Annotated in this window: 18 protein-coding genes; 6 read left to right on the top strand and 12 right to left on the bottom strand. The window is 68.2% G+C overall.

Features of this window, described 5'->3' with window-relative positions; translation table 11 throughout:
* Nucleotides 1–9: 9 nt before the first annotated feature.
* Both WS54_RS26615 and WS54_RS26620 read right to left on the bottom strand, forming a co-directional pair.
* Entirely contained in the window at nucleotides 10–1,116 is a 1,107-nt protein-coding gene (locus WS54_RS26615; RefSeq protein WP_006483756.1) for an S-(hydroxymethyl)glutathione dehydrogenase/class III alcohol dehydrogenase, read from the bottom strand.
* Between the two features lie 216 nt (nucleotides 1,117–1,332).
* Nucleotides 1,333–2,784 carry a xylulokinase gene (locus tag WS54_RS26620; protein ID WP_059782143.1) on the bottom strand — a complete coding sequence of 484 codons (1,452 nt, stop codon included), beginning with the start codon at nucleotides 2,782–2,784 and terminating at the stop codon, nucleotides 1,333–1,335.
* Nucleotides 2,785–3,223: 439 nt separating this feature from the next.
* Between WS54_RS26620 and WS54_RS26625 the strand changes: the two genes are divergently transcribed.
* The gene (locus WS54_RS26625; protein WP_034208265.1) at nucleotides 3,224–4,600 is read left to right on the top strand and encodes a nucleobase:cation symporter-2 family protein; all 1,377 of its coding nucleotides are present in this window, start codon (nucleotides 3,224–3,226) and stop codon (nucleotides 4,598–4,600) included.
* Nucleotides 4,601–4,969: 369 nt separating this feature from the next.
* Here WS54_RS26625 and WS54_RS26630 read toward each other — a convergent pair whose 3' ends face one another.
* The 3 genes from WS54_RS26630 to WS54_RS26640 are packed head-to-tail and all read right to left on the bottom strand — an operon-like array spanning nucleotide 4,970 to nucleotide 10,983.
* On the bottom strand, nucleotides 4,970–6,493 hold the full coding sequence (locus WS54_RS26630) for an efflux transporter outer membrane subunit (RefSeq protein ID WP_108041974.1): 1,524 nt from the start codon (nucleotides 6,491–6,493) through the stop codon (nucleotides 4,970–4,972).
* The gene (gene bpeB / locus WS54_RS26635; RefSeq protein ID WP_034208267.1) at nucleotides 6,493–9,693 is read right to left on the bottom strand and encodes an efflux RND transporter permease BpeB; all 3,201 of its coding nucleotides are present in this window, start codon (nucleotides 9,691–9,693) and stop codon (nucleotides 6,493–6,495) included. Before bpeB ends, WS54_RS26630 begins: the two co-directional genes overlap by 1 nt.
* A 15-nt stretch (nucleotides 9,694–9,708) precedes the next feature.
* Nucleotides 9,709–10,983: an efflux RND transporter periplasmic adaptor subunit gene (locus WS54_RS26640; protein ID WP_012329143.1), complete on the bottom strand. Its 1,275-nt coding sequence runs from the start codon at nucleotides 10,981–10,983 to the stop codon at nucleotides 9,709–9,711.
* 400 nt (nucleotides 10,984–11,383) lie between these two features.
* Between WS54_RS26640 and WS54_RS26645 the strand changes: the two genes are divergently transcribed.
* Nucleotides 11,384–12,025 (top strand): TetR family transcriptional regulator, encoded by a 642-nt coding sequence (locus WS54_RS26645; RefSeq protein WP_059780567.1) that lies wholly within the window; start codon nucleotides 11,384–11,386, stop codon nucleotides 12,023–12,025.
* Nucleotides 12,026–12,060: 35 nt separating this feature from the next.
* On the opposite strand, the gene WS54_RS26650 is transcribed toward WS54_RS26645, so the two are convergent.
* Nucleotides 12,061–12,726 carry a cysteine hydrolase family protein gene (locus tag WS54_RS26650; RefSeq protein ID WP_034208269.1) on the bottom strand — a complete coding sequence of 222 codons (666 nt, stop codon included), beginning with the start codon at nucleotides 12,724–12,726 and terminating at the stop codon, nucleotides 12,061–12,063.
* A 150-nt stretch (nucleotides 12,727–12,876) separates the two neighbouring features.
* Between WS54_RS26650 and WS54_RS26655 the strand changes: the two genes are divergently transcribed.
* Complete coding sequence (locus WS54_RS26655; RefSeq protein ID WP_034208270.1) at nucleotides 12,877–13,878, top strand: helix-turn-helix domain-containing protein; 1,002 nt, start codon at nucleotides 12,877–12,879, stop codon at nucleotides 13,876–13,878.
* A 51-nt stretch (nucleotides 13,879–13,929) separates the two neighbouring features.
* On the opposite strand, the gene WS54_RS26660 is transcribed toward WS54_RS26655, so the two are convergent.
* The 6 genes from WS54_RS26660 to WS54_RS26685 form a co-directional block, all read right to left on the bottom strand.
* On the bottom strand, nucleotides 13,930–14,637 hold the full coding sequence (locus WS54_RS26660; protein WP_059780566.1) for a CoxG family protein: 708 nt from the start codon (nucleotides 14,635–14,637) through the stop codon (nucleotides 13,930–13,932).
* A gap of 28 nt (nucleotides 14,638–14,665) precedes the next feature.
* Entirely contained in the window at nucleotides 14,666–15,025 is a 360-nt protein-coding gene (locus tag WS54_RS26665; RefSeq protein ID WP_059780565.1) for a DUF427 domain-containing protein, read from the bottom strand.
* A gap of 129 nt (nucleotides 15,026–15,154) precedes the next feature.
* Entirely contained in the window at nucleotides 15,155–15,583 is a 429-nt protein-coding gene (locus WS54_RS26670) for a carboxypeptidase-like regulatory domain-containing protein (protein ID WP_059780564.1), read from the bottom strand.
* A 103-nt stretch (nucleotides 15,584–15,686) separates the two neighbouring features.
* Entirely contained in the window at nucleotides 15,687–17,171 is a 1,485-nt protein-coding gene (locus WS54_RS26675; RefSeq protein WP_034208274.1) for a DegQ family serine endoprotease, read from the bottom strand.
* Nucleotides 17,172–17,297: 126 nt separating this feature from the next.
* On the bottom strand, nucleotides 17,298–18,644 hold the full coding sequence (locus WS54_RS26680) for an ATP-binding protein (protein WP_034208275.1): 1,347 nt from the start codon (nucleotides 18,642–18,644) through the stop codon (nucleotides 17,298–17,300).
* Between the two features lie 3 nt (nucleotides 18,645–18,647).
* On the bottom strand, nucleotides 18,648–19,310 hold the full coding sequence (locus WS54_RS26685) for a response regulator (protein WP_059780563.1): 663 nt from the start codon (nucleotides 19,308–19,310) through the stop codon (nucleotides 18,648–18,650).
* A 186-nt stretch (nucleotides 19,311–19,496) separates the two neighbouring features.
* On the opposite strand from WS54_RS26685, the gene dacB reads away from it, so the two are divergent.
* From dacB to WS54_RS26700, 3 genes are all read left to right on the top strand, one after another.
* A complete protein-coding gene (gene dacB / locus WS54_RS26690) occupies nucleotides 19,497–21,029 on the top strand; it encodes a D-alanyl-D-alanine carboxypeptidase/D-alanyl-D-alanine endopeptidase (RefSeq protein WP_059780562.1) in 1,533 nt (510 codons plus the stop codon).
* 367 nt (nucleotides 21,030–21,396) lie between these two features.
* Complete coding sequence (locus WS54_RS26695; RefSeq protein WP_059780561.1) at nucleotides 21,397–22,311, top strand: sterol desaturase family protein; 915 nt, start codon at nucleotides 21,397–21,399, stop codon at nucleotides 22,309–22,311.
* A 96-nt stretch (nucleotides 22,312–22,407) separates the two neighbouring features.
* Nucleotides 22,408–23,553, top strand: coding sequence for an SGNH/GDSL hydrolase family protein (locus WS54_RS26700; protein ID WP_034208278.1), 1,146 nt, complete (start codon nucleotides 22,408–22,410; stop codon nucleotides 23,551–23,553).
* Nucleotides 23,554–23,630: the final 77 nt, after the last annotated feature.

Here is a 23,630-nt window from a genome sequence, read left to right on the forward strand (position 1 = left end):
TGCCCCCGGTCAGTACAGCACGACCGAGCGGATCGACTCGCCGGCCTTCATCAGGTCGAAGCCTTCGTTGATCCGCTCGAGCGGCAGCGTGTGCGTGATCAGGTCGTCGATGTTGATCTTGCCTTCCATGTACCAGTCGACGATCTTCGGCACGTCGGTGCGCCCGCGCGCGCCGCCGAACGCCGAGCCCTTCCATTCGCGGCCCGTCACCAGCTGGAACGGACGCGTGCTGATTTCCTCGCCGGCCGCGGCCACGCCGATGATGAACGACTGGCCCCAACCCTTGTGCGTGCACTCGAGCGCCTGACGCATCAGCTTCACGTTGCCGACGCATTCGAACGAGTAGTCGGCGCCGCCGTCGGTCAACTGCACGATGTGGTCGACGACGTTCTCGACTTCGTTCGGGTTGATGAAGTGCGTCATCCCGAACTTCTTCGCGAGCTCGACGCGCTTCGGGTTGATGTCGACGCCGATGATCTTGTCCGCGCCGACCATCTTCGCGCCCTGGATCACGTTCAGGCCGATCCCGCCGAGGCCGAACACGACGACGTTCGCGCCGGCCTCGACCTTCGCCGAGTACACGACCGCGCCGACGCCCGTCGTCACGCCGCAGCCGATGTAGCAGATCTTGTCGAACGGCGCGTCCTCGCGCACCTTCGCGACGGCGATCTCCGGCACGACGATGTAGTTCGAGAACGTCGACGTGCCCATGTAGTGGAACAGCGGCTTGCCGTCGAGCGAGAAGCGCGACGTCGCGTCCGGCATCAGCCCCTTGCCCTGCGTCGCGCGGATCTTCTGGCACAGGTTGGTCTTGCGCGACAGGCAGAACTTGCATTCGCGGCATTCGGGCGTGTAGAGCGGAATCACGTGGTCGCCCTTGCGCACGGTGCCGACGCCGGGGCCGACGTCGACCACGACGCCCGCGCCTTCGTGGCCGAGAATCGCCGGGAAGATCCCTTCCGGATCGGCGCCCGACAGCGTGTAGTAGTCGGTGTGGCAGATGCCCGTCGCCTTCACCTCGATCAGCACTTCGCCGGCGCGCGGCCCTTCGAGATCGACTTCCTCGATCGTCAGCGGCGCACCGGCCTTCCATGCAATCGCGGCTTTCGTTTTCATCGTGTCACTCCTGTGTGTCTGTGAGATCGGCCCGAGCCGGCGTGCCGGCGCCTGCCGGGGTTTCGTGCAAAGCGGTCGAAGCCGTGCCGCGCGTGGCACGGCGCAAGAATCTCGTGCTCGCCATGATGGCTGCTCCCGCCGCGCGTCGCGTGCGAGAAACGGTCGCCGGCTTGCCAGGATGCGTCATCGCTGGCGCAAAAGAACAAGTGCCCGAGTTTAAACGCCCGTCGTGAACCATGCATCCGTGCGCGCGTACAGATCGACGAAGCGCGCGTGGCGTGCAGCCAGCAGGCGGTCGTCATGCGGCGCGGCAACCGGCGACGCGCTCGGCGCCAGCGTGTGCAACGCATCCTCGCGCCAATGCCCGATCGCGACGCCTGCGAGCAGCGCGGCGCCGCGCGTCGCGGCGTTCGGGCAGTCGATCGCCTGCAGCGATGCGCCGAGCGCGTCGGCGAGCAACTGCCGCCAGCGCGGATCGACCGAGCCGCCGCCCGCGAGGCGCAGCGTCGTCACCGCGTCGCCGCGATCGGCGTCGCGGATCGCATCGAGCCCCGCGCGCAACGCGAACGCGACGCCTTCGAATGCGGCGCGCATCATCGCGCCGCGCGTATCGCCGAGCCCGAGGCCGAGCCAGCCGCCGCGCGCATCGGGGTTCATCCACGGCGAGCGCTCGCCGGTCAGGTACGGCAGGAAGCACAGCCGTTCGGACGCCGGCTGCGCGAACGCGTCGTCATACGCATCGGCCCATCGCGCGTAACCGAGCCAGCCGCGCACGGCTTCGAGCGCGAGCCCGACGTTCTGCATCGCCGCCATCGTGTAATAGCCGCCGCCCGCCGCCGCACGATAGCGATGCAAGCCGCGCCGCGCGGGCGGCAGCGCATCCGCGAGCACGACGATCTGCCCGCCGCTGCCGGTCGTCAGCAGCGCATCGCCTGCCGTGGCCAGCCCGCTGCCGAGCGCCGCGCACGCGGTATCGGCCGCGCCCGTCGCCAACGGCACGCCGGCCGGCAGGCCGAGCGCGGCGGCGGCCTGCGCGCCGAGCACGCCGCCGCGCGCGGTGGACGCACGAACCGGCGCGAAGCGGTCGGCCGGCAGGCCGAGCGCGTCGATCAACGCGATATCCCACGCACCGTCGGGCGTGGCGAGCGCGGTGGCGCACGCGTCGCTCGGATCGGCCGCCACGTCGCCGCCGAGTGCGATGCGCAGCCAGTCCTTCGGCTGCACGGCCCAGCGCGCGGCATGCAGCGCATCGGGTGCGTGCGTCGCCAGCCAGCGCAACAGCGGGCCCGCCATGCCGGGCGCCACGGGGTTCGATGCGACGGACGATCCGGACGCCGGCCAGCCGGCCGCATCCGCCTCGCGCGCCGCGCGCGTGTCGGGCCACAGCAGCGCGGGCCGCACCGGCTGGCCGGCCGCGTCGATCAGCACGACGCCATGCATCTGTCCCGAAAACCCGATCGCCGCCACCTGCGCACGCTCGTCGGCCGGCAGCCGCGCGGCCGCGCGCACGAGCGCCTGCCACCACGTGTCGGGCGCGATTTCCGCCCAGCCGGGCTGCGGCGACGACAACTCATAAGGCTCGCTCGCCACCGCCCGCTCGACGCCGTCGGCATCGAGCGTGACGAGTTTGATGGAGCCGGTGCCGAGGTCGATTCCGAGCAGGCGCATGACGTGAAGGGGAGTCGTATGAACGGATATCGATGATAACGGGATCGCGACGCGCGCCCCGTTTTTGGCCGTCGCTTCGACGCATCGAAAATGCGGTCGGGTCGCGGCGTTCCACCGGGCTGCACCTTGCACGCGAAAGCGGCCGTTCGCGGGTTAACCCGGCGCGATTTCCGCACCCCGCTTTTTGCCACTATGCGGCCCGCCCGATACACACCATAAAGCGACCCATATTTGACATGGGGGCCGGCGCTATTTTGAAGCGCTATAAAACCGGTACACCTCACTCCCGCGGCAGTTTCCCGATGATCGATCCCCTGCTCCATGCCGAAATGGCATATCGAACCAGCAAAGAGCGGAATAGAACCCAGTGCTCTTGTTGCATGGACTCATTCCGAATAACTTCGTATCACCCCGAAAACAAGATCATGGAGTGAGACAGATGCAATCGAACACGGTCCATCCGTGCGATGAGGTGCTGCCGACCGGCAAGCTGGTAACGCTCGGCCTGCAGCACGTCCTCGTCATGTACGCCGGCGCCGTCGCCGTGCCGCTTATCGTCGGCGCGGCGCTCAAGCTGCCGAAAGACCAGATCGCGTTCCTGATCAGCGCCGATCTGTTTTCGTGCGGCATCGCCACGCTGATCCAGACGCTCGGCCTGTGGATCTTCGGCATCCGCCTGCCCGTCATCATGGGCTGCACGTTCGCGGCGGTCGGCCCGATGATCGCGATCGGCACGAACCCCGGCCTCGGCATTCTCGACATCTTCGGCTCGACCATCGCCGCCGGCATCATCGGCATCGTGCTCGCGCCGATGATCGGCAAGCTGTTGCGGTTCTTCCCGCCCGTGGTCGTCGGCACGGTGATCGCCGTGATCGGGCTGTCGCTGATGGAAGTGGGCATCAACTGGGCGGCCGGCGGCGTCGGCAACCCCGAGTACGGCAGCCCGGTCTATCTCGGCCTGTCCCTGCTCGTGCTCACGCTGATTCTGCTGATCAACAAGTTCGGCCGCGGCTTCATCGCGAACATCTCGGTGCTGCTCGGCATCATCGCCGGCTTCGTGATCGCGTTCGCGATCGGCCGCGTGAACACCGACGGCGTGGCGCATGCGCCGTGGGTCGGCTTCGTGATGCCGTTCCACTTCGGCCTGCCGCACTTCGATCCGCTGTCGATCGTGACGATGGTCACGGTGATGTTCGTCACGTTCATCGAATCGACCGGCATGTTCCTCGCGGTCGGCGACATGGTCGATCGCCCGGTCAATCAGGAGCGCCTCGTGCGCGGCCTGCGTGTCGACGGCCTCGGCACGCTGATCGGCGGCATCTTCAACTCGTTCCCGCATACGTCGTTCTCGCAGAACGTCGGCCTGATCGGCGTGACGGGTGTGAAGAGCCGCTTCGTGTGTGCGACGGGCGGCGTGATCCTCGTGCTGCTCGGCCTGTTCCCGAAGATGGCGCAGGTCGTCGCGTCGGTGCCGCCGTTCGTGCTCGGCGGCGCAGGCATCGTGATGTTCGGGATGGTCGCCGCGAACGGCATCAAGGTGCTGTCGAAGGTCGACTTCGTGAACAACTCGCACAACCTGTTCATCGTCGCCGTGAGCGTCGGCATGGGCCTCGTGCCGGTCGTGTCGCCGCACTTCTTCTCGAAGCTGCCGCCGGCGCTCGCGCCGATCCTGCACAGCGGCATCCTGCTCGCATCGGCCACGGCCGTGATCCTGAACATCGTGTTCAACGGCGTGAAAGGCGAAAAGGATGCACGCTGCGAAATTCGGCGCGCCGGACACGACTTCGATGGGCGTCCCGCCGACGCGCACCACTGATCGCGCCGCGCCGGACGACGGCGCGAAGCGGTAACGACGAACGCCACGGCATGCCGTGGCGTTTTTGTTTCGGGGTGCAGGACCCGACACGGTGCCGGGCGATCGCACTTCACGCGGGCAGGCAAGTCGCCGGATGCACGATGCGCCATGCCGACTGACGGTGTGATCGGTGTGATCGACGTGATCGGTGTGATGGCACGAACGCAATGCGACGCGACGCACGCATCGTCACGACGTCGACGCCATTCTTCCCGCACGATTCGATCGCGCAAAAGAAAACGCCGCGGACTTTCGTCCGCAGCGTTTTCGTTTTCGCATACGGCCACTTCGAAGCGAGGCGCGGCATACCGCGCCCGCCCTTCTCCGTGCTTAGCCGTTCGTCGCCGTTGCCGACGCAGGCGCCGGAGCGGCCGCCTTGTCGTAATCGACCGGCGCATCCGGCGCGCGCGGCGCTTCGCCCGCGCGCTGGATCCAGCCTCCGCCCAGTGCGCGGTACAGATCGACCAGATTCGTCCAGCGCGCCAGACGCGCGCTGATCAGCGACTGCTGCGCCGAGTACAGATCCGTCTGCGCGGTCAGCACCGACAGGTAGCTGTCCACACCGTTCTTGTAACGCAGGTCCGACAGGTCGAAGCGACGCTGCTGCGCGTGCTCGTTGCGCTCGAGCGCCGCGATCTGCTGGTCGTACGTGCCGCGTGCGGCCAGGCCGTCCGACACTTCGCGGAATGCCGACTGGATCGCCTTCTCGTAGTTCGCGATCTCGATGCGCTTCTGCACGTTCGCGAGATCGAGGTTCGCGATGTTCTGGCCGCCCTCGAAGATCGGCAGCGCGATGTTCGGCGCGAACGACCACGCCGCCGTGCCGGCCTTGAACAGGCCGCCCAGCGTCGGGCTCGCGGTGCCGAACGCGGCCGTCAGCGAGATCTTCGGGAAGAACGCCGCGCGGGCCGCGCCGATGTTCGCGTTCGCGGCCAGCAGCGTCTGCTCGGCCTGCATCACGTCCGGACGACGCGTGAGCAGATCCGACGGCAGCCCGGCCGGCACGTCCGTCAGCAGGTTCTGCGCATCGAGCGGCAGGCCCGCCGGCAGATCGTCCGGCAGCGGCTCGCCGATCAGCAGCACCAGCGCGTTCAGCGCCTGCGCGCGCGCACGTGCCTGCGCCTGCTGGTTCGCGAGCGCCGTCTCGACCACCGTCTGCGCCTGACGCAACTCGAGCTCGGAGCCCGTGCCGTTGTCGAACTGCAGCTTGGTCAGGTCGTACGACGCCTGCGCGGTCTTCAGCGTGTTTTCCGTGACCTTCAGCAGATCGTCGGTCGACAGCAGCGTCAGGTATTGATCCGCCACCTGCGACACCAGCGAGATCTCCGACGCCTGCCGCGCGTACGACGTCGACAGGTACTGCGCGAGCGCCTGATCCTTCAGGCTCTGCACGCGGCCGAACAGGTCGAGTTCCCACGACGCCGACAGCCCGACGTTGTACACGCGCGAGATCAGCGGCTGGCCCGTCTGCGACACCCCGGCCGGATAGCGCTGGATGTTGCCCGTGCCCGTACCGTCGAGCGTCGGGAACAGCCCCGCGCGCGTGATCTGGTACTGCGCACGCGCCGCCTCGATGTTCAGCACCGACACGCGCAGGTCGCGGTTGTTTTTCAGCGCGATCTCGATCAGCCGCTGCAGGCGCGGATCGACGAAGAACTCGCGCCAGCCGATGGCGGTCGCCGCCTGGCCGTTCGCGCTGCGCGCGCCGGCCGCGCCCGGCTGCGTCGCGTAGACGCCGCCGGCCGGGTACGCCTGCGCGACGGGCGCGTCGGGCCGCTTGTAATGCGGCGCCATCGTGCACCCCGTGGCAAGGAGCGCGACTGCGATTGCAGTCAAAGCGTGTTTTTGCATCATCACTGTCCCTTGTTGCCTTCGTCGCCGTTGCCCGGCTTCTCTTCGTGGTGCGAGTGCTCCTGAGCCAGGCGCAGCGCCTCGTCGACGTCTTCCTTCTCGCCGCTGAAGATCGCGCGGATCTTCACGAAGAACATCGGGATCATGAAGATCGCGAGGAACGTCGCCGTGATCATCCCGCCGATCACGCCCGTGCCGATCGCGTGCTGGCTCGCCGAGCCCGCGCCGTTGCTGATCGCGAGCGGCATCACGCCGAGAATGAACGCGAGCGACGTCATCAGGATCGGACGCAGCCGCAGGCGCGCGGCTTCCAGCGCGGCCTCGATCGGCCCCATCTTCTCCGTCAGTTGCAGTTCGCGCGCGAACTCGACGATCAGGATCGCGTTCTTCGCGGACAAGCCCACGGTCGTCAGCAGGCCGACCTGGAAGAACACGTCGTTCTCGAGGCCGCGCATCGTGGCCGCGAGCAGCGCACCGATCACGCCGAGCGGCACGACCATGATCACCGAGAACGGGATCGACCAGCTTTCATACAGCGCCGCGAGACACAGGAACACGACGAGGATCGAGATCGCGTACAGGATCGGCGCCTGCGAGCCGGACTGGATTTCCTGGAACGACAGCCCCGTCCACGAATAGCCGATACCGACCGGCAGTTTCTTCGCGAGCGTTTCCATCGCGGCCATCGCCTGGCCGGTCGACTTGCCCGGTGCGGCCTGACCCTGGATTTCCATCGCCGACACGCCGTTGTAGCGCTCGAGCTTCGGCGAACCGTACGTCCAGTGACCGGTCGCGAACGCGCTGAACGGCACCATCCCGCCCGACCCGTTGCGCACGTACCAGATGTTCATGTCTTCCGGCGTCATCCGGAACGGCGCGTCGGCCTGCACGTACACCTTCTTGATCCGGCCGTCGGTGTCGAGGAAGTTGTTCACGTACTTCGACGCCCACGCGATCGAGAACGTCTGGTCGATCGCATCCGCCGTCACGCCCAGTGCATTCGCCTTCTCGCGGTCGATGTCGACCTTGTACTGCGGCGTATCGTTCAGGCCGTTCGGACGGACACCCTGCAGCGTCGGATCCTTCGACGCCATCCCGAGCAACTGGTTACGTGCGGCCATCAGTGCGTCGTGGCCGAGACCGGCGTTGTCCGTCAGCTCGAAGTCGAAGCCGGCGGCGGTACCGAGTTCGGGAATCGACGGCGGGTTGAACGGAATCACGAGCGCGTCCTTGTAGCTCCCGTAGCGCCCGAACATCCGGCCGATCAGCGCCTGCACCTTCTGGTTCGCATGCTGACGCTGCGAGTAGTCCTTCAGGCGCACGAACACGAGACCCGAGTTCTGACCACGGCCCGCGAAGCTGAAGCCGTTGACCGTGAACGCCGATTCGACGATGTCCTTCTCGTCCTTCAGCAGGTAGTCCGAAATGTTCGCGAGCGTCTTCGCGGTCGTTTCCTGCGTCGAGCCCGACGGCGTCTGCACGATCACGAACATCAGGCCCTGGTCCTCATCGGGCAGGAACGACTTCGGCAGGCGCACGAACAGCAGCCCGACCGCGACGATCACGACCAGATAGATGATGAGCCAGCGGCCCGAGCGCTTGATCACGTGGTGCACGCCGACGTGGTATTTGTCGCGGCTGTTGTTGAACGTGCGGTTGAACCAGCCGAAGAAGCCCTTCTTCTCTTCGTGATGGCCCTGCGGGATCGGCTTGAGGATCGTCGCGCACAGCGCCGGCGTCAGAATCAACGCGACCAGCACCGACAGCACCATCGCCGACACGATCGTCAGCGAGAACTGACGATAGATCGCGCCGACCGAACCGCCGGAGAACGCCACCGGCACGAACACCGCCGACAGCACGAGCGCCACGCCGACGAGTGCGCCGGTGATCTGGCCCATCGCCTTGCGGGTCGCCTCCTTCGGCGACAGCCCCTCCTCGGCCATCACGCGCTCGACGTTCTCGACCACCACGATCGCATCGTCGACCAGCAGGCCGATCGCGAGCACGAGGCCGAACATCGACAGCGTATTGATCGAGAAGCCGACCATCGACATGATCGCGAACGTGCCGAGCAGCACGACCGGCACCGCGATCGTCGGGATGATCGTCGCCCGCAGGTTCTGCAGGAACAGATACATCACGAGGAACACGAGCACGATACCTTCGAGCAGCGTCTTGACCACTTCCTCGATCGACAGCTTCACGAACGGCGTCGTGTCGTACGGGTACTTCACGACGAGGCCGTGCGGGAAGAACGGTGCGAGCTCGTCGATCTTCGCGCGCACGGCCTTCGCGGTCGCGAGCGCGTTCGCATTGGTCGCGAGCTGGATACCGAGCGCCGCGGTCGGCTGACCGTTGTACTTCGTGTCGAAGTTGTAGTTTTCGCCGCCGAGGCCGATCTGCGCGACGTCCTTCAGGCGAACCTGCGAGCCGTCCTGGTTGACCTTCAACAGGATGTTGCCGAACTGCTCGGGCGTCTGCAGCAGCGTCGATTCGGTGATCGTCGCCTGCAGCATGGTGCCCGGCTTCGCCGGCGTGCCGCCGATCTGGCCGCCCGCGATCTGCACGTTCTGCGCGGTGATCGCGGAGCTGACGTCGACCGGCGTGAGCCCGTAGTTGGTCAGGCGGTTCGGGTCGAGCCAGATCCGCATCGCGTACTGCGAGCCGAACAGCGTGACGGTACCGACGCCGTTCAGCCGGCTGATCGGATCCTTCACGTGCGACGCCACGAAGTTCGCGAGGTCGTACTTGTTCATGCTGCCGTCTTCGGAGTTGAAGGCGAGCACCAGCAGGAAGCTGCTGCTCGACTTCGTGACCGACAGACCGAGCTGCTGCACGACCTGCGGCAGAACCGGCGTCGCGAGCGACAGCTTGTTCTGCACCTGGACCTGCGCGATGTCGGCGTTGGTGCCCGGCGCGAAGGTCAGCGTGATCGTCGCGTTGCCCGAGTCGTCACTCGTCGACGACATGTACAGGAAGTTGTCGAGACCGCTCATCTGCTGCTCGATCACCTGCGTCACCGTGTCTTCCACCGTCTTCGCGGAAGCGCCCGGGTAGTTCGCGGTGATCTGGATCGATGGCGGCGCGATCGTCGGATACTGCGCGATCGGCAGCGTGAAGATCGCCGCAACCCCGGCCAGCATCAGGATGATGGCGATCACCCACGCGAAGATCGGGCGATCGATAAAAAACTTTGCCATGAAACAGGCTCCCTGTTATTGCGCGCTCGAGGCAGCGGCAGCACTCGCCGGCGCGGCGCCCGATGCGGCGGCACCGGAAGCGGCAGCGGCGCCGGATCCGGCGGCGGCCGGCGCGGCGGGGGCAGCGGCACCCGAGGCGGCATCGGCCGCCGGAGCGAGCTGCGCGGGGACCGTCTTCACGGTCGCGCCCGGGCGCACCTTGTCGACGCCTTGCACGATCACGTGATCGCCCGCCTGCAGACCGCCTTCGACGATCCAGTTCTGCCCTTGCATGCCGGTGGTCTTCAACGGACGCGGCTCGACCTTGTTGCTGGCGTTCACCACCATCGCGATCGCCTGGCCCTTCTGGTCGTGCGTGACGCCGATCTGCGGCACCAGGAACGCGTTCTCGTTCACGCCTTCCTCGATCCGTGCACGCACGAACATCCCCGGCAGCAACACGCGGCCCGGGTTCGGGAAGACCGCGCGGATCGTCACCGAGCCGGTGGTCTGGTCGACCGTCACGTCCGAGAACTGCAGCTTGCCCGGCTCCGAGTAGGTCTTGCCGTCTTCCAGGATCAGCGACACCTTCGCCGCGCCCGGGCCGCTCGTCTTCAGACGCCCGCTCTGCACGTCCTGACGCAGCTTCAGCCCCTCGAGGCTCGATTGCGTGAGGTCGACGTACACCGGATCGAGCTGCTGCACCGTCGACATCAGCGTCGCCTGGCTCGCCTGCACGTATGCGCCCGGCGTCACCTGCGAGATGCCGACGCGGCCGCTGATCGGCGACACGACATCCGTATAGCCGAGGTTGATCTGCGCGGTGTCGACCGCCGCCTTGCCGGCCGCGACGTCCGCCGCGGCCTGCCCTTGCGTGGCGACCGCGTTGTCGTAGTCCTGCTTGCTGACCGCGTTCGCGGCAACCAGCACCTTGTAGCGCGCGACCAGCGCGTTCTGCGTGACGAGGTTCGCCTGCGCCTTCGCCAGTGTCGCCTTCGCACTGTTCAGCGCGGCGATGTACGGCGCCGGATCGATCTTGTAGAGGCGCTGGCCGGCCTTGACGTCGGTGCCTTCGGTGAATTCACGGCGCAGCACGATGCCGTCGACCCGCGCACGCACTTGCGCGACGAGGAATGCACTGGTACGGCCCGGCAGGTCGGTGAAGACCGGCACGGCTTGCGGTTGGACGGTGACGACGCCGACTTCCGGCGTTTGCGGCGGCGGTGCCGATTCTTTTTTCCCGCACGCGGCCAGGAAAACGGCGGCCGTCGCGACAGTGATTAAGCGGTATGGAACCCGTTCGACGCGCATGGAGCGACCTCTGTGTATAACCAATGGAATAAGTGACGCGCCCGCCAGGAGCGCAACACGGATGCGCCTCGCGGCGCAGATCGAACACCTGAATTACTGGACTGCTAGATACAGCACGTCGGCACGAGACCTCCGTGCCGACGGGGATGCCGCGAACTGCGGACTGATACTAGGGCGGGAATCAGCAGAGTGGGATATTAACTGATTGCCACTTGGGTCATTCGATCGTAGGGTGGTATTGTATATACATTCACGAATGTATGTAAAAAGCCCGTTTGTACTCCGCCGGCTGCCCCGTCTTACAGATTGTTACCAGCAGCAAGCATAGCCGGTCTGCATGACGGCGACGAGGGGTTGCGGACCCTATATTCACCGACGATCGATCCAATCAGGCCTGCACATGGTCAGACGTACCAAGGAGGAGGCGCTCGAGACGCGCAATCGCATTCTCGACGCCGCCGAACACGTGTTCTTCGAGAAAGGCGTATCGCATACGTCGCTCGCGGACATCGCCCAGCACGCCGGCGTGACGCGCGGCGCGATCTACTGGCATTTCGCGAACAAGAGCGAACTGTTCGATGCGATGTTCGACCGCGTGCTCCTGCCGATCGACGAACTGAAGCGGATACCGCTCGACGCGCCGGGCGGCAATCCGCTCGACAAGGTGCGCCAGATCCTGATCTGGTGCCTGCTCGGCGTGCAGCGCGACCCGCAGCTGCGGCGCGTGTTCAGCATCCTGTTCATGAAGTGCGAGTACGTCGCGGACATGGAGCCGCTGCTGCAACGCAACCGCGCGGGGATGAGCGAGGCGCTGCACATGATCGACGCCGATCTCGCGGTGGCCGTGGAGCGCAAGCTGCTGCCGGAGCGGCTCGATACGTGGCGCGCGGCGCTGATGCTGCACACGCTCGTCAGCGGGTTCGTGCGCGACATGCTGATGCTGCCCGACGAAATCGACGCCGAGCAGCATGCGGAAAAGCTCGTCGACGGCTGCTTCGACATGCTGCGCTACAGCCCGGCGATGCTGAAGGACCGCGACTGACCGTGGCGTAGGGCGCGCCCCGTCGCCGTGCCGGGTCAGGCCGCCTTCGCGCGATGCGCGCGAGCCCGCCGGTTCGACGCGGCCACCGAATCGCGCGCCGGCATCGGCGCGCCGGCCAGCCCCGCGATCCACGCGTCGGTCGACATCACGGCCGCGAAATTCGACTGGAACACCACCGCGTATGCGCGGTGAATCTCCTCGGCGCTCGCCGCGCCCGCTTCGTTCTCGTAAGGCAGCGCGCCCGTCGCATCGTCCAGGTACTCGACCTTCAGCCCCGCATGCGCCGCGTGATAGACCGTCGACGCATTGCAGTTGTGCGTCATGTAGCCGGCCACCGCGAGCGTGTCGATGCCGTGCGCGTCGAGCCACGCGGCGAGATCGGTGCCGGCGAACGAGCTGGCCTGCGCCTTCTCGATCCGATGCGCGTACGGCCGGCTGGCGACCACCGCGTGCAGCGCGACGCCGTCGGTGCCGGGCGCGAAGATCGGCGCGCCGGCCGGCGCGACGTGCTGAACCACGATCACCGGCACGCCGGCCGCGTGCGCGGCGTCGATCGCGCGGCCGATGTTCGCGAGCGACACGTCGAGCGGCGGATATTCGATCGGCAGGTTGCCCGTCACGTATTCGTTCTGCACGTCGATCACGATCAGTGCGCGGCGGAAAGCGGGACGGGAAGCGGAATGCGGGACGGCGTTCGACATGGCGGGCTCCTGATCGGCGGCGCTGCCCCGCCCCGGAGCGGGGCGGCCAGCAGTGCGATGCGACGCATTGTCGGGCCGCGTGGCGGGCGCCGATAGTGGCCCGATAGCCATTCTTCGATAAAATCGGGCCATCGCTTTTCCGGAGCCGCCATGCTCGCCGCCGCGTCGCCCGCCCCATCCGTTCCGACCGTCGTCGCCGTGATCGCGTACGACGGCATCAGCCCGTTCCACCTGTCGGTGCCGTCGGTCGTGTTCGGCAAGGAGCGCGACGCGGACGCGTCGCCCGCGTTCGCGTTCCGCGTCTGCTCGGCCGAGCGCGGCCCGCTCGCGACGACGGGCGGCTTCACGATCGCCGCGCCGTACGGGCTCGATGCGCTCGACGATGCGGACATCGTCATCGTGCCCTCCTGGCGCGACCCCGACGAAGCGCCGCCCGACGCGCTGCTCGATGCCGTGCGCGCGGTCGCCGCGCGCGGCGCCGAACTCGTCGGCCTGTGTCTCGGCGCTTACGTGCTCGCCGCGGCCGGCCTGCTCGACGGCCGCCCGGCCACCACGCACTGGGCGTGGGCCGACGATTTCGCCCGGCGCTTTCCGCGCGTGAAACTCGATCCCGACGTGCTGTACGTGGACGACGGCAACCTGACGACGTCGGCCGGCACCGCCGCGGGGCTCGACTGCTGCCTGCACGTCGTGCGGCGGCGTTTCGGCTCGGACGCCGCGAACCGGATCGCGCGCCGCCTCGTGATCCCGCCGCACCGGCAGGGCGGCCAGGCCCAGTACGTGCCGCAGCCGGTCGCCGCACATCCGCGCGATGCGCGGCTCGCGGGCCTGCTCGACTGGGTGCGCGCCCATCTCGACGCCGCGCACAGCGTCGATTCGCTCGCCGAGCGCGTGCTGATGAGCCGGCGCACGTTCACGCGCCACTTCCGCCAGGCGACGGGCACGACCGTCACCGCGTGGCTGCAGGCCGAGCGGCTCGCGCGCGCGCGGCATCTGCTCGAAACCACCGGACAATCGATCGACGCGATCGCGCAGGCGGCCGGCTACGGCTCGAGCGTGTCGCTGCGCCAGCATTTCGCGGGCGCGCTCGGCACGTCGCCGTCTGCGTATCGAAGGGAATTTCGCGGCGCCGGAGCCGGCGCCGGACGGTGACGCCCGCCGCGCGGGCGGCGGGCAGGCCGCGACGCGGCGCCGGGCGGCCGGTCAGCCGCCGTTGAACCAGCGTGCCGCGTAAAGCAGCAGCGCGACGAACACGATCATCGCCGCCCAGGCCCACACGGGTATCGTGCCGGAATCGCGATGCCGGAGCGCGCTCGCCGCCCGCCCGCTCAGCGCGCCGCCGAGATGCGGCGGCAGCGCACGCTTCGTCGCGGCCACCAGCGATGCCGGCCGCAGAAATACGTGCTGGCGTCGCTGCGCGGATGAGTTCGCGCGATTCGGCGCGAGGCCGTGCTTCGCCTGCACGACCGCCCCGAACTCGCGGAAGAACGTGTCGGTCCATTCGCGCAGCGCATTGTCGATCTGCCGCCCCGGCAGTTCGGCGAGCGGCCCGCTCGCCGTCGCCCAGACCACGTACTCGATTCGCGTGGCGCTCGCATCGTCATCCGGCATCAGTGCGAGTTCGACCTGGCCGCGCAGTGCGCCGAGGCCGTCGGCCCGCGCCTTGAAGTTGAGCACGCGGCGCGGCCGCCCTTCCGCGTCGCCCTGCTCGGCGGCCGCATGCGCGCGCACGTCGTAGCGGGCGCGCAGCGGACCGAGCGGCACCGTGATCGTCAGCGCGAACTCGCCGTGCGCGAGTTTCACGAACGATTCGCAATGATCGAAGCTCGCCCGCAACAGCGCGAGATCCTCCAGCGCATCCCGCACGACAGGCGGCGCGAGCGGTACGCGTAACGTGTCGTTCAGTTCCATGACGCCTCCCCGATGAACGCACGCCGCATCAGGACGTCTCGACGAGACTGTCGACCCGTGCGACATCGAAGGCGACGTAGTGCGCCAGCACGGCCGCCGCCTCGTTCGGTTCTTCGTAACTCCATGCGGCGTTCTCGATCACGCCGTCTTCCGTCTGCAAGTCGAAATGCACGGCCTGCCCCCTGAACGGGCAGGCCGACGTGACGCCCGATTTCACGAGCCGGCGCATGTTGACGTCGCTGCGCGGCAGGTAATGGATGTCCGGGAGCCCCGCTTCACGCACGGTCAGCGCGCCGTGCGAATCGGCATAGGTGATGCCGCGATGAATCACGCGCACGCGATGGCGGTTCGGCACGATTTCGAGTCGAGGGTCGGCTGCATCGGACATCGTTTCTCCTTCGGGCGGCCGCCAGGCCGGGGCAGGAAACGAAAAAGCCACGGCACGCATGCCGTGGCTTTCATTATGGGCGAAACTTCGTCCGAGTGCGCGCCCGGGCCCCGGGCCGCGCGCGGCGGGCTACTGCGCACTCCACTGGAACGCGGCTTTCGCGCCGCCCTTCGCGCCGACCGTGACGGCGCGCGATTCGTCGCTGCCCTGGTACGACGCATGCACCGTATAGCGCCCCGGCGGCAGCTTCACCAGCATGTACGGCCCGCGCGCGTCGGTCGCCAGCACCTCGGTGCCCTTGCCGTCGACGATCCGCACATGGACGTCGGCCAGGAATTCGCCGCCCTTGCCGGTGAAGCGCAGCGCCAGCGGCCACGACGCCTCGTTACGCTGGAATGCCGTCGACTGGTCCTTGCCGATACCGCCCGACACGTAGCTGACATCGCCTTGCTGGCTCGCGGCGGGCAGACCGTCCGACTGCGCGTACGCGCCGGTCGCGAGGCCGGCGGTCAGCGCCGCGGCGACGGCAAATCGGGACACGTTGCGTAGATATTGCATGGCTCTCTCCTTGGGGTCGGAACACATACGGGCGCAGCGTCACGCGGTCGCACGGCGACGGCGCCCGCCGCGGCCGGCCACACCGGCCGTCGGCCGTGGCCGGTCAGCTCAGGTCGACCGGCACGAAGATCTGTGCATTATCGCGCTGGATCAGCAGAGCAAGACTGTTGCCCGCGCCCTTCACCGCGTCGCGCAACTGCTCGGGGCTCGTGACCGGGCGGCCGTTGACCGCGAGGATCACGTCGCCCGGCTGGATGCCCGCGTTGGCGGCCGGCCCGCCGGCCTGCTGCACGATCAGCCCGTGCGACAGGTTGCTGGCGCTGCGCTCCTGCGGCGACAGCGGACGCACCGCGACACCCAGGCGGCCCTGTTCGACCGGCCCGCCGTCGTTCGACGCGAGCTTCGCATCGGACATCGCGCCGAGCGTCACGCTGATCGACTTCTTCGACTTGTCGCGCCAGATCTGCAGGTCGGCCTTCGAACCCGGCTTCAGGTTCGCGATCTGCGCGGGCAGCGACGTCGAATCGGCGACCGGCGAACCGTTGACCGACAGAATCACGTCGCCCGGTTGCAGGCCGGCCTTCGCCGCCGGACCGTTGGCGTCGACCGAGCTGACGAGCGCGCCGTCCGGCTTCTGCAGTCCGAACGAACTCGCGAGCGTCTGGTTCAGCCCCTGCACGGCGACGCCGAGGCGGCCGCGGCTCACGTGGCCCGTCTTCACGAGCTCGTCCTTCACCTTGATCGCCTCGTTGATCGGGATCGCGAACGACAGGCCCTGGAAGCCGCCCGTCTGCGAGTAGATCATCGAGTTGATGCCGATCACCTCGCCCTGCAGGTTGAACAACGGGCCGCCGGAGTTGCCGGGGTTCACCGGCACGTCGGTCTGAATGAACGGCGTGTAGTTCTCGTCCGGCAGCGCACGCGACTTCGCGCTGATGATGCCCGACGTGACCGTGTTGTCGAAGCCGTACGGCGAGCCGATCGCGACGACCCACTGGCCAACCTTGCTCTGCGCCGGGTCGCCGATCTTCACGGTCGGCAGGCCGCTCGCGTCGATTTTCAGCACGGCGACGTCGGACTGCTTGTCGGAGCCGACGACCTTCGCCTTGTATTCGCGCTTGTCGGTCAGCTTGACCGTGACGACGTTCGCGCCGTCGATCACGTGTGCATTGGTGAGAATGTATCCGTCGGAACTGACGATGAAGCCCGACCCGAGACTCGCGCTCGGCTGGTCGTCCGGCTGCGCGTCGCCGCCCATGCCCGGCACCTGGCCGTAGAAGTGCTTGAAGAACTGGTAGAACGGGTCGCTCGGATCGATCGGCAGTTGCGGTTGCGGCGCGCGCCGCGACACCTGCTTCACGACATGCTTCGCGCTGATGTTCACGACCGCCGGGCCGTAGGTCTCGACGAGCCCGGAGAAATCGGGAATGCCGGTCTTGGCCGCGGCTTCGGCCGGCATCAATGCGGCCGCCTGCGCGGGCGTGATGATCTGCGGATCGGCGCGGCGGGTGCCGGCGAAATAGCCGGCCGACAGGGCAGCCGCCACGGCGACCGCGACGGTGCCGCGCGCAAGGAATCGGGTGTTCATCGTAGGACCTCCTCTTTGTTAGGACGCAGCGTAACGACCCTGACTTAAAGGAGGCTTAATCAGCCTTAAGCGGGGCTTAAGCGGCTGCCGGCACCCGGCCCGCGCCGCCCTCGCCGGACGCCCCCTTCAGACGGATTCGGAAGGCTGCGGCGCCGGGGCCGGCATCTCGGCATCGCGGAACACGACGCTGACGAGCAGGCCGCCCGCGGCCGCATCGCCGAGCGACACCGTCGCGCCCTGCTGCGCGGCCACACGCTTGACGATCGCGAGCCCGAGCCCGCTGCCCGACACGTCGGTGCGCGCGCGCGCCGTGCTGTCGCGATAGAAGCGGTCGAACACGCGCTCGCGCTCGGCCGCCGGAATGCCCGGCCCGCTGTCGGCGATCTGCACGCAGGCGCGGCCGGCCGCGTCGCGCGTCAGCGACACGTCGATGCGGCCGCCGTCCGGCGTGTACTTCACCGCGTTGTCGAGCAGGTTGCCGAACATCACGCGCAGCGCGCCGACGTCCGCGACGACGCTCGCCGCACACGTTTCCTCGAAGCCGAGATCGATGTCGTGCCGCTGCGCGAGCGGCGCATGCGCGGCCACGCATTCGGCGAGCAGCGCCTGCAGGTCGACCGGTTCGCGCATCGTCGCGCCGTCCGGCTCGGCGCGCGCGAGCGCGAGCAGTTGCTCGGTGAGACGTGTCGCGCGCGACACGCCGTCCTGGAGATCCGCGATCGCCTCGCGGCGCGACGCATCGTCCTTCGCACGGGCGACGAGCTGCGCCTGGATCTGCACGGCCGCGAGCGGCGTGCGCAATTCGTGCGCGGCGTCGGCGACGAACGCCTTCTGCGTGTCGAGCGCCGCCGACAGCCGCGCGAGCAGCCCGTTCAGCGCCCGCACGAGCGGCTGCACCTCGAGCGGCAGGCGCGCGTCGGGCAGCGCATCGAGCGCTTCCGGCCGGCGCGCCTCGACCGCGCGCGTCACGCGCGCGAGCGGCGCGAGCCCGCGCCCGACGATCCCCCACACGGCCGCGCCGAGGAACGGCAGCAGCACGATCAGCGGCCACAGCGTGCGCAGCGCGACGTTCGCCGCCAGCCGGTTGCGCACCGACAACGGCTGCGCGAGCTGCACGACGTTGTCGCCGACGATCGCGCCGTACACGCGCCACTCGCCGCGATCGGTGCGCTCGGTCGAGAAGCCGAGCTCCGCGCGCGGCGCGATCGGCGCGCGCGGATGCGAGAAGTACATCAGCACGCCGTTGCGATTCCAGATCTGGATCACGATGCCTTCGTCGCCGTTGGTGCGCGAGCCGAATACCTGCGAGAACGGCTCCGACGGCAGCGCCGCGGCGATTTCCTGCAACTGGTAGTCGAACAGCTCGTTCGCTTCGGCGAGCGCCTGCCGGTAGATGAGCCAGCCCGCCATGCCCACGCCCGCGACGACGATCGCGAGCAGCCAGATCAGCAATTGATGACGAATCGACCGCACGCGTCAGCTTTCCTTGACGACCATGTAGCCGAGCCCGCGCACGTTGCGAATCAGGTCCGAGCCGAGCTTCTTGCGCAGCGCGTGGATATAGACCTCGACCGTGTTGCTGCCGATCTCCTCGCCCCAGCCGTACATCTTCTCCTCGAGCTGGCTCTTCGACAGCACCGCGCCCGGCCGCGCGAGCAGCGCCTCGAGCAGCGCGAACTCGCGCGCGGACAGCGCGACGGGCGTGCCGTCGAGCGTCACCTGGTGCGACGCGGGATCGAGCGTGAGCGCGCCGTGGCGGATCAGCGACTCGCTGCGCCCGGCCTGGCGGCGGATCAGCGCGCGCATGCGCGCGCCCAGCTCGTCGAGATCGAACGGCTTGACGAGGTAATCGTCGGCGCCGGCGTCGAGCCCCTTCACGCGATCGGCGACCGCGTCGCGCGCGGTGACGATCAGCACCGGCAACGCCAGCCCGCGCCCGCGCAGCGTGCGCAGCACGTCGATGCCGTCGCGCTTCGGCAGGCCGAGATCGAGCAGCAGCAGATCGTACGTCTCGCCGCCGAGCGCCGTGAGCGCGGCGTCGCCGTCCTGCACCCAGTCGACCGCGAAGCCGTCCGAGCGCAGCGCCTTGCGCACGCCCTCGGCAATCATTCGATCATCTTCGACAAGCAGAATCCGCATCGGGACAGGCATCCATGGGCGAGTCAAACACGGCGACCATTGTAGCGCCGCGCATCGCGTGCGCGGCACCGTGCAATGCAACAGTAAGGCGGATTGCAAGGGGCCAGCCCCGACTTGTCTCTACAATGTGCGCTTCGGCGCCCCCGCGCGTCCTGCCCGAGCCCCCTGCTTTTCCCGTATTCGCCCATGCCGATTTCCGATCTTTCCGCCCGGTTCGTCCCCCGCGCCCGCGTCTGTCTGCGGGCGGCCGCCGTCGTCGCCACGTGCACGGCCCTCGCGTTCGCGCCGTCCGCGCAGGCCCGCAAGAAGTCCCACAAGGAAGCGCGCAAGACCGCCGTCGTGTCGCCGGCCGCGCGCGCGGCCGGCCTGCCGGCAACCGTGCTCGTCGCGCTGCAGCGCGCGAAGGTGCCGGCGTCGGCGATGAGCGTCGTCGTCGAGCGCGTCGGCGATCCGCAACCGCTGATCGCATGGAATGCGAGCCGGCCGATGCTGCCGGCCTCGACGATGAAGCTCGTGACGACCTTCGCGGGCCTGTCGATCCTCGGCCCCGACTACCGCTGGCGCACGACCGCGTACACGGACGGCACGGTCGACCCCGACGGCACGCTGCAAGGCAACCTGTACATCAAGGGCACCGGCGATCCGAAGCTCGTGCCCGAAGAACTGATCGACCTCGTCGACAAGCTGCGCAAGGCGGGCGTCAAGCGCGTGGCCGGCGGCCTCGTCCTCGACAAGAGCTATTTCGCTGCGTCGACGCGCGACCTGCCGTCGTTCGACGACGATGTCAGCGCGCCGTACAACGTCGGCCCCGATCCGTTGCTGTATGCATTCAAGGCCGTGTCGTTCACGGTCACGCCGGGCGATGACGGCAAGGTCGCCGTCGACGTGCTGCCGCCGCTCGCGAACCTGTCGATCGACAACCAGCTCGTCGAAGGCTCGGGTTCGTGCAGCGCGGCCGCCGCGGCTGCGCGCCCGACGCTGACGGCCGGCGGCGGGATCATGACCGCATCGTTCGCCGGCGACTACCCGCTGCGCTGCGGCGCGCACACGACCAACCTCGCGATCCTCGATCACACGACGTTCTTCGCCCGCGGCTTCCTCGCGCTGTGGCAACAGGACGGCGGCACGATCGCGGGGCCCGTGAGCGAGGGCAAAGTGCCCGCCACCGCGCGGCCGCTCGCCGTGCATCACAGCCCGGTGCTCGGCAGCATCGTCTACGACATCAACAAGTTCAGCAACAACGTGATGGCGCGCAACCTGTTCCTCACGATCGGCGCGGTCAGCGGCAAGCCGCCCGCGACGCCCGAGCAGTCGAGCCGCGCGATCCAGGCGTTTCTGCAGAAAAACGGCATCGCGATGCCCGACCTCGTGCTCGAGAACGGCTCGGGGCTGTCGCGCGAAGAGCACGTGAGCGCGCTGTCGCTCGCCGCGCTGCTGCAGGCCGCGAACGCGAGCCCCGTCGCGCAGGCGTTCGTCGATTCGCTGCCGATCGCAGGCATCGACGGCACGATGAAGAACCGCCTCACCAACGCGGGCGTGCTCGGCAACGCGCACATCAAGACCGGCACGCTGCGCGACGTGCGCGCGATCGCCGGCTACGTCGCCGGGGCGGACGGGCAGAGCTACGTCGTCGTCAGCTTCATCAACAACGATCACGCGGAAGGCGCGCGCGCCGCGCACGACACGCTGCTCGAGTGGATCTACGCGGGCGCGCACTGACGATCCGTGCGGCGTGCAACGTGCGGCGTGCAACGTGCGGCATGCAGCGCGCAGCGGGCCGTCGCGACAGGGCGGCCTACGCGCCCCACGCACCGCGTCGCCCGCGAAAATCTCGCGCCGCGCGGTTTGAAACGCCCGCGCCACCGTCGCGCGACGCCCCGTGCGCGCGCCGCGCCCGCAAAACGGGGCCGCACCGCCCGGCCCCGTGCAGTACGGGTTCCGTAGAAACCCTATCCTCTGAGGGAACCCTCTACGCTGCCCCCTCGCCTAGCGCGTGGCGATTGCGTAGGCTGTTGGCCTGACCGATATCTACAACGGGCCACACGCCCGGCCTCATGGCTTGCAGGGGAACGAAGGAGACACGCCCATGCGATTCGACGTCGAATTGCTTCTGCTCGCGCTGGCGCCCGTCTTCCTGCTCTGCATCGCGTGGGAGGCCTGGCACTTCGCCCGCACCCGCGCGCAGGACCGCATCTATGCGTGGCGCGACACGCTGTGCAACGCGGCGCTCGCGCTGATGCACCAGGGCGCCGACAAGATCGCCTGGTTGTTCGTGATTCCCGTCTATGCGTACTGCTACCGCCACTATCGCGTCTACACGTGGCACGACGGCTGGCTGTCGTTCGCGGTGCTGTTCGTCGCGCAGGACTTCCTCTACTACGTGTTTCATCGCGCGAGCCATCGCGTGCGCTGGCTGTGGGCCGCGCACGTCGTGCACCACTCGTCCGAACGGATGAATTTCTCGACCGCGTTCCGCCAGAGCCTGATGTACCCGATCGCGGGCATGTGGCTGTTCTGGCTGCCGCTCGCGTTCGTCGGCTTTCCGCCGCAACAGATCGTCGGCATCGTGCTGATCAACCTCGCGTTCCAGTTCTTCGTGCACACGCAGGCGATCGGCAAGCTCGGCTGGCTCGAATACGTGCTGAACACGCCGTCGATCCACCGCGCGCACCATGCACGCAACGCGCGCTACATCGACCGCAATTACGCAGGCGTCCTCGTGATCTGGGATCGCCTGTTCGGCAGCTATGTCGAGGAAACGCCCGACGATCCGCCGCGTTACGGAATCGTCGAGCGGCTCGGCTCGAACAACCCGCTCGTCGCGACGTTCCACGAGTGGGCGGCGATGGCGTCCGACGCGTGGCGCGTCGGCGGATGGCGCAACAAGCTGCGCGCGATTTTCGGCCCGCCCGAATGGGCGAGCGCTTATCATGCGCAGGTCGCCGAGGCCGCGAACCCGGATCCGCGCACCGTGCCGCAAGCGGTTGCGCGCGACCGATAAACCGTTTCAGCCAACGGCCGCCGCGCAGCCCGGAACCGAGCAGGCACGCGGCAGATGAGAAACACATCAGGGCCATATCTACGAGGAGATCGAACGATGCAGACACAACAACACGCACCTTCCCGCACGCGCCGGCGCATGCTGCGCACCGCGCAAGTCGCGATCGCCGGCGCCGCGCTCGCGCTGCTCGCCGCATGCGGCGGCGGCGACGACAACAACGGCAGCAGCGCGTCGAACACGCCGCCGTCGGGCGTGAAGATGCAGATCGTGTCGTTCGGCGACAGCCTGTCCGACGTCGGCACCTACTCGCAGATCAAGCTCGGCTTCGGCGGCGGCCGCTTCACGACCAACCCGGGCCAGGTCTGGACGCAGGACGTCGCCCAGTACTACGGCGACACGCTGCAGCCCGCGAACCAGGGCGGCTTCGGCATTCCGCTGCAGGCGACGGGCGGCCTCGGCTACGCGCAAGGCGGCTCGCGCGTGACGCTGCAGCCGGGCATCGGCCATGCGGACGCCAGCGTGCCGAACCCCGACTACGCCCAGGCGACGACGACGCCGATCGCCGACCAGGTCAAGCAGTACCTGACGCAGCACGGCAGCTTCAACGCCGGCCAGATCGTGCTGATCAACGGCGGCGCGAACGACATCTTCTACCAGGCCCAGGTCGCGCAGGCGCAAGGCAACACGCCGGCCGCGCAACTCGCGGCGGCGCAGGCGATCGGCCTGGCCGCGCAGCAGCTGGGCGGGATCGTCCAGCAGATCGTCGCGGCGGGCGCGACGCACGTGTTCGTCGCGAACGTGCCGGACATCGGCGGCACGCCGCTCGCGCTGCAAGGCGGCGCGAGCACGCAGGCCGCGTTCACGCAACTGTCGGGGCTGTTCAACAAGACGCTCGTCGGCACGCTCGCCGCGCTGAAGGTCGACCCGACGAAGTACGTGGTGGTCGATTCGTTCACGTGGCAGGACGGCATCGCGGCCAACTACCAGGCGAACGGCTTCAGCGTGTCGAATACGGACACCGCGTGCAACCTGAAGGCGATGGTGCAGGCCGCCACGCAGTACGGCGTCGCGAATGCGACCGCGTTCGGCTCGTCGCTGTTCTGCTCGCCGCAGACGTACACGGTCGCGAACGCGGACCAGACCTACATGTTCGCCGACACGGTCCACCCGACGACGCACCTGCACGCGCTGTTCGCGCAATACGTCCAACAGCAGATCGCGAAATCCGGCGTCGGCAAGTAAGCCGCCGGCCACGCACCCAAACGAAAACGCCCGACCGGTTCGCCGGTCGGGCGTTTTTCATTCGGCAGGCGCCTGCG

This window comes from Burkholderia sp. NRF60-BP8 (assembly GCF_001522585.2).
Classification (GTDB): Bacteria; Pseudomonadota; Gammaproteobacteria; order Burkholderiales; family Burkholderiaceae; genus Burkholderia.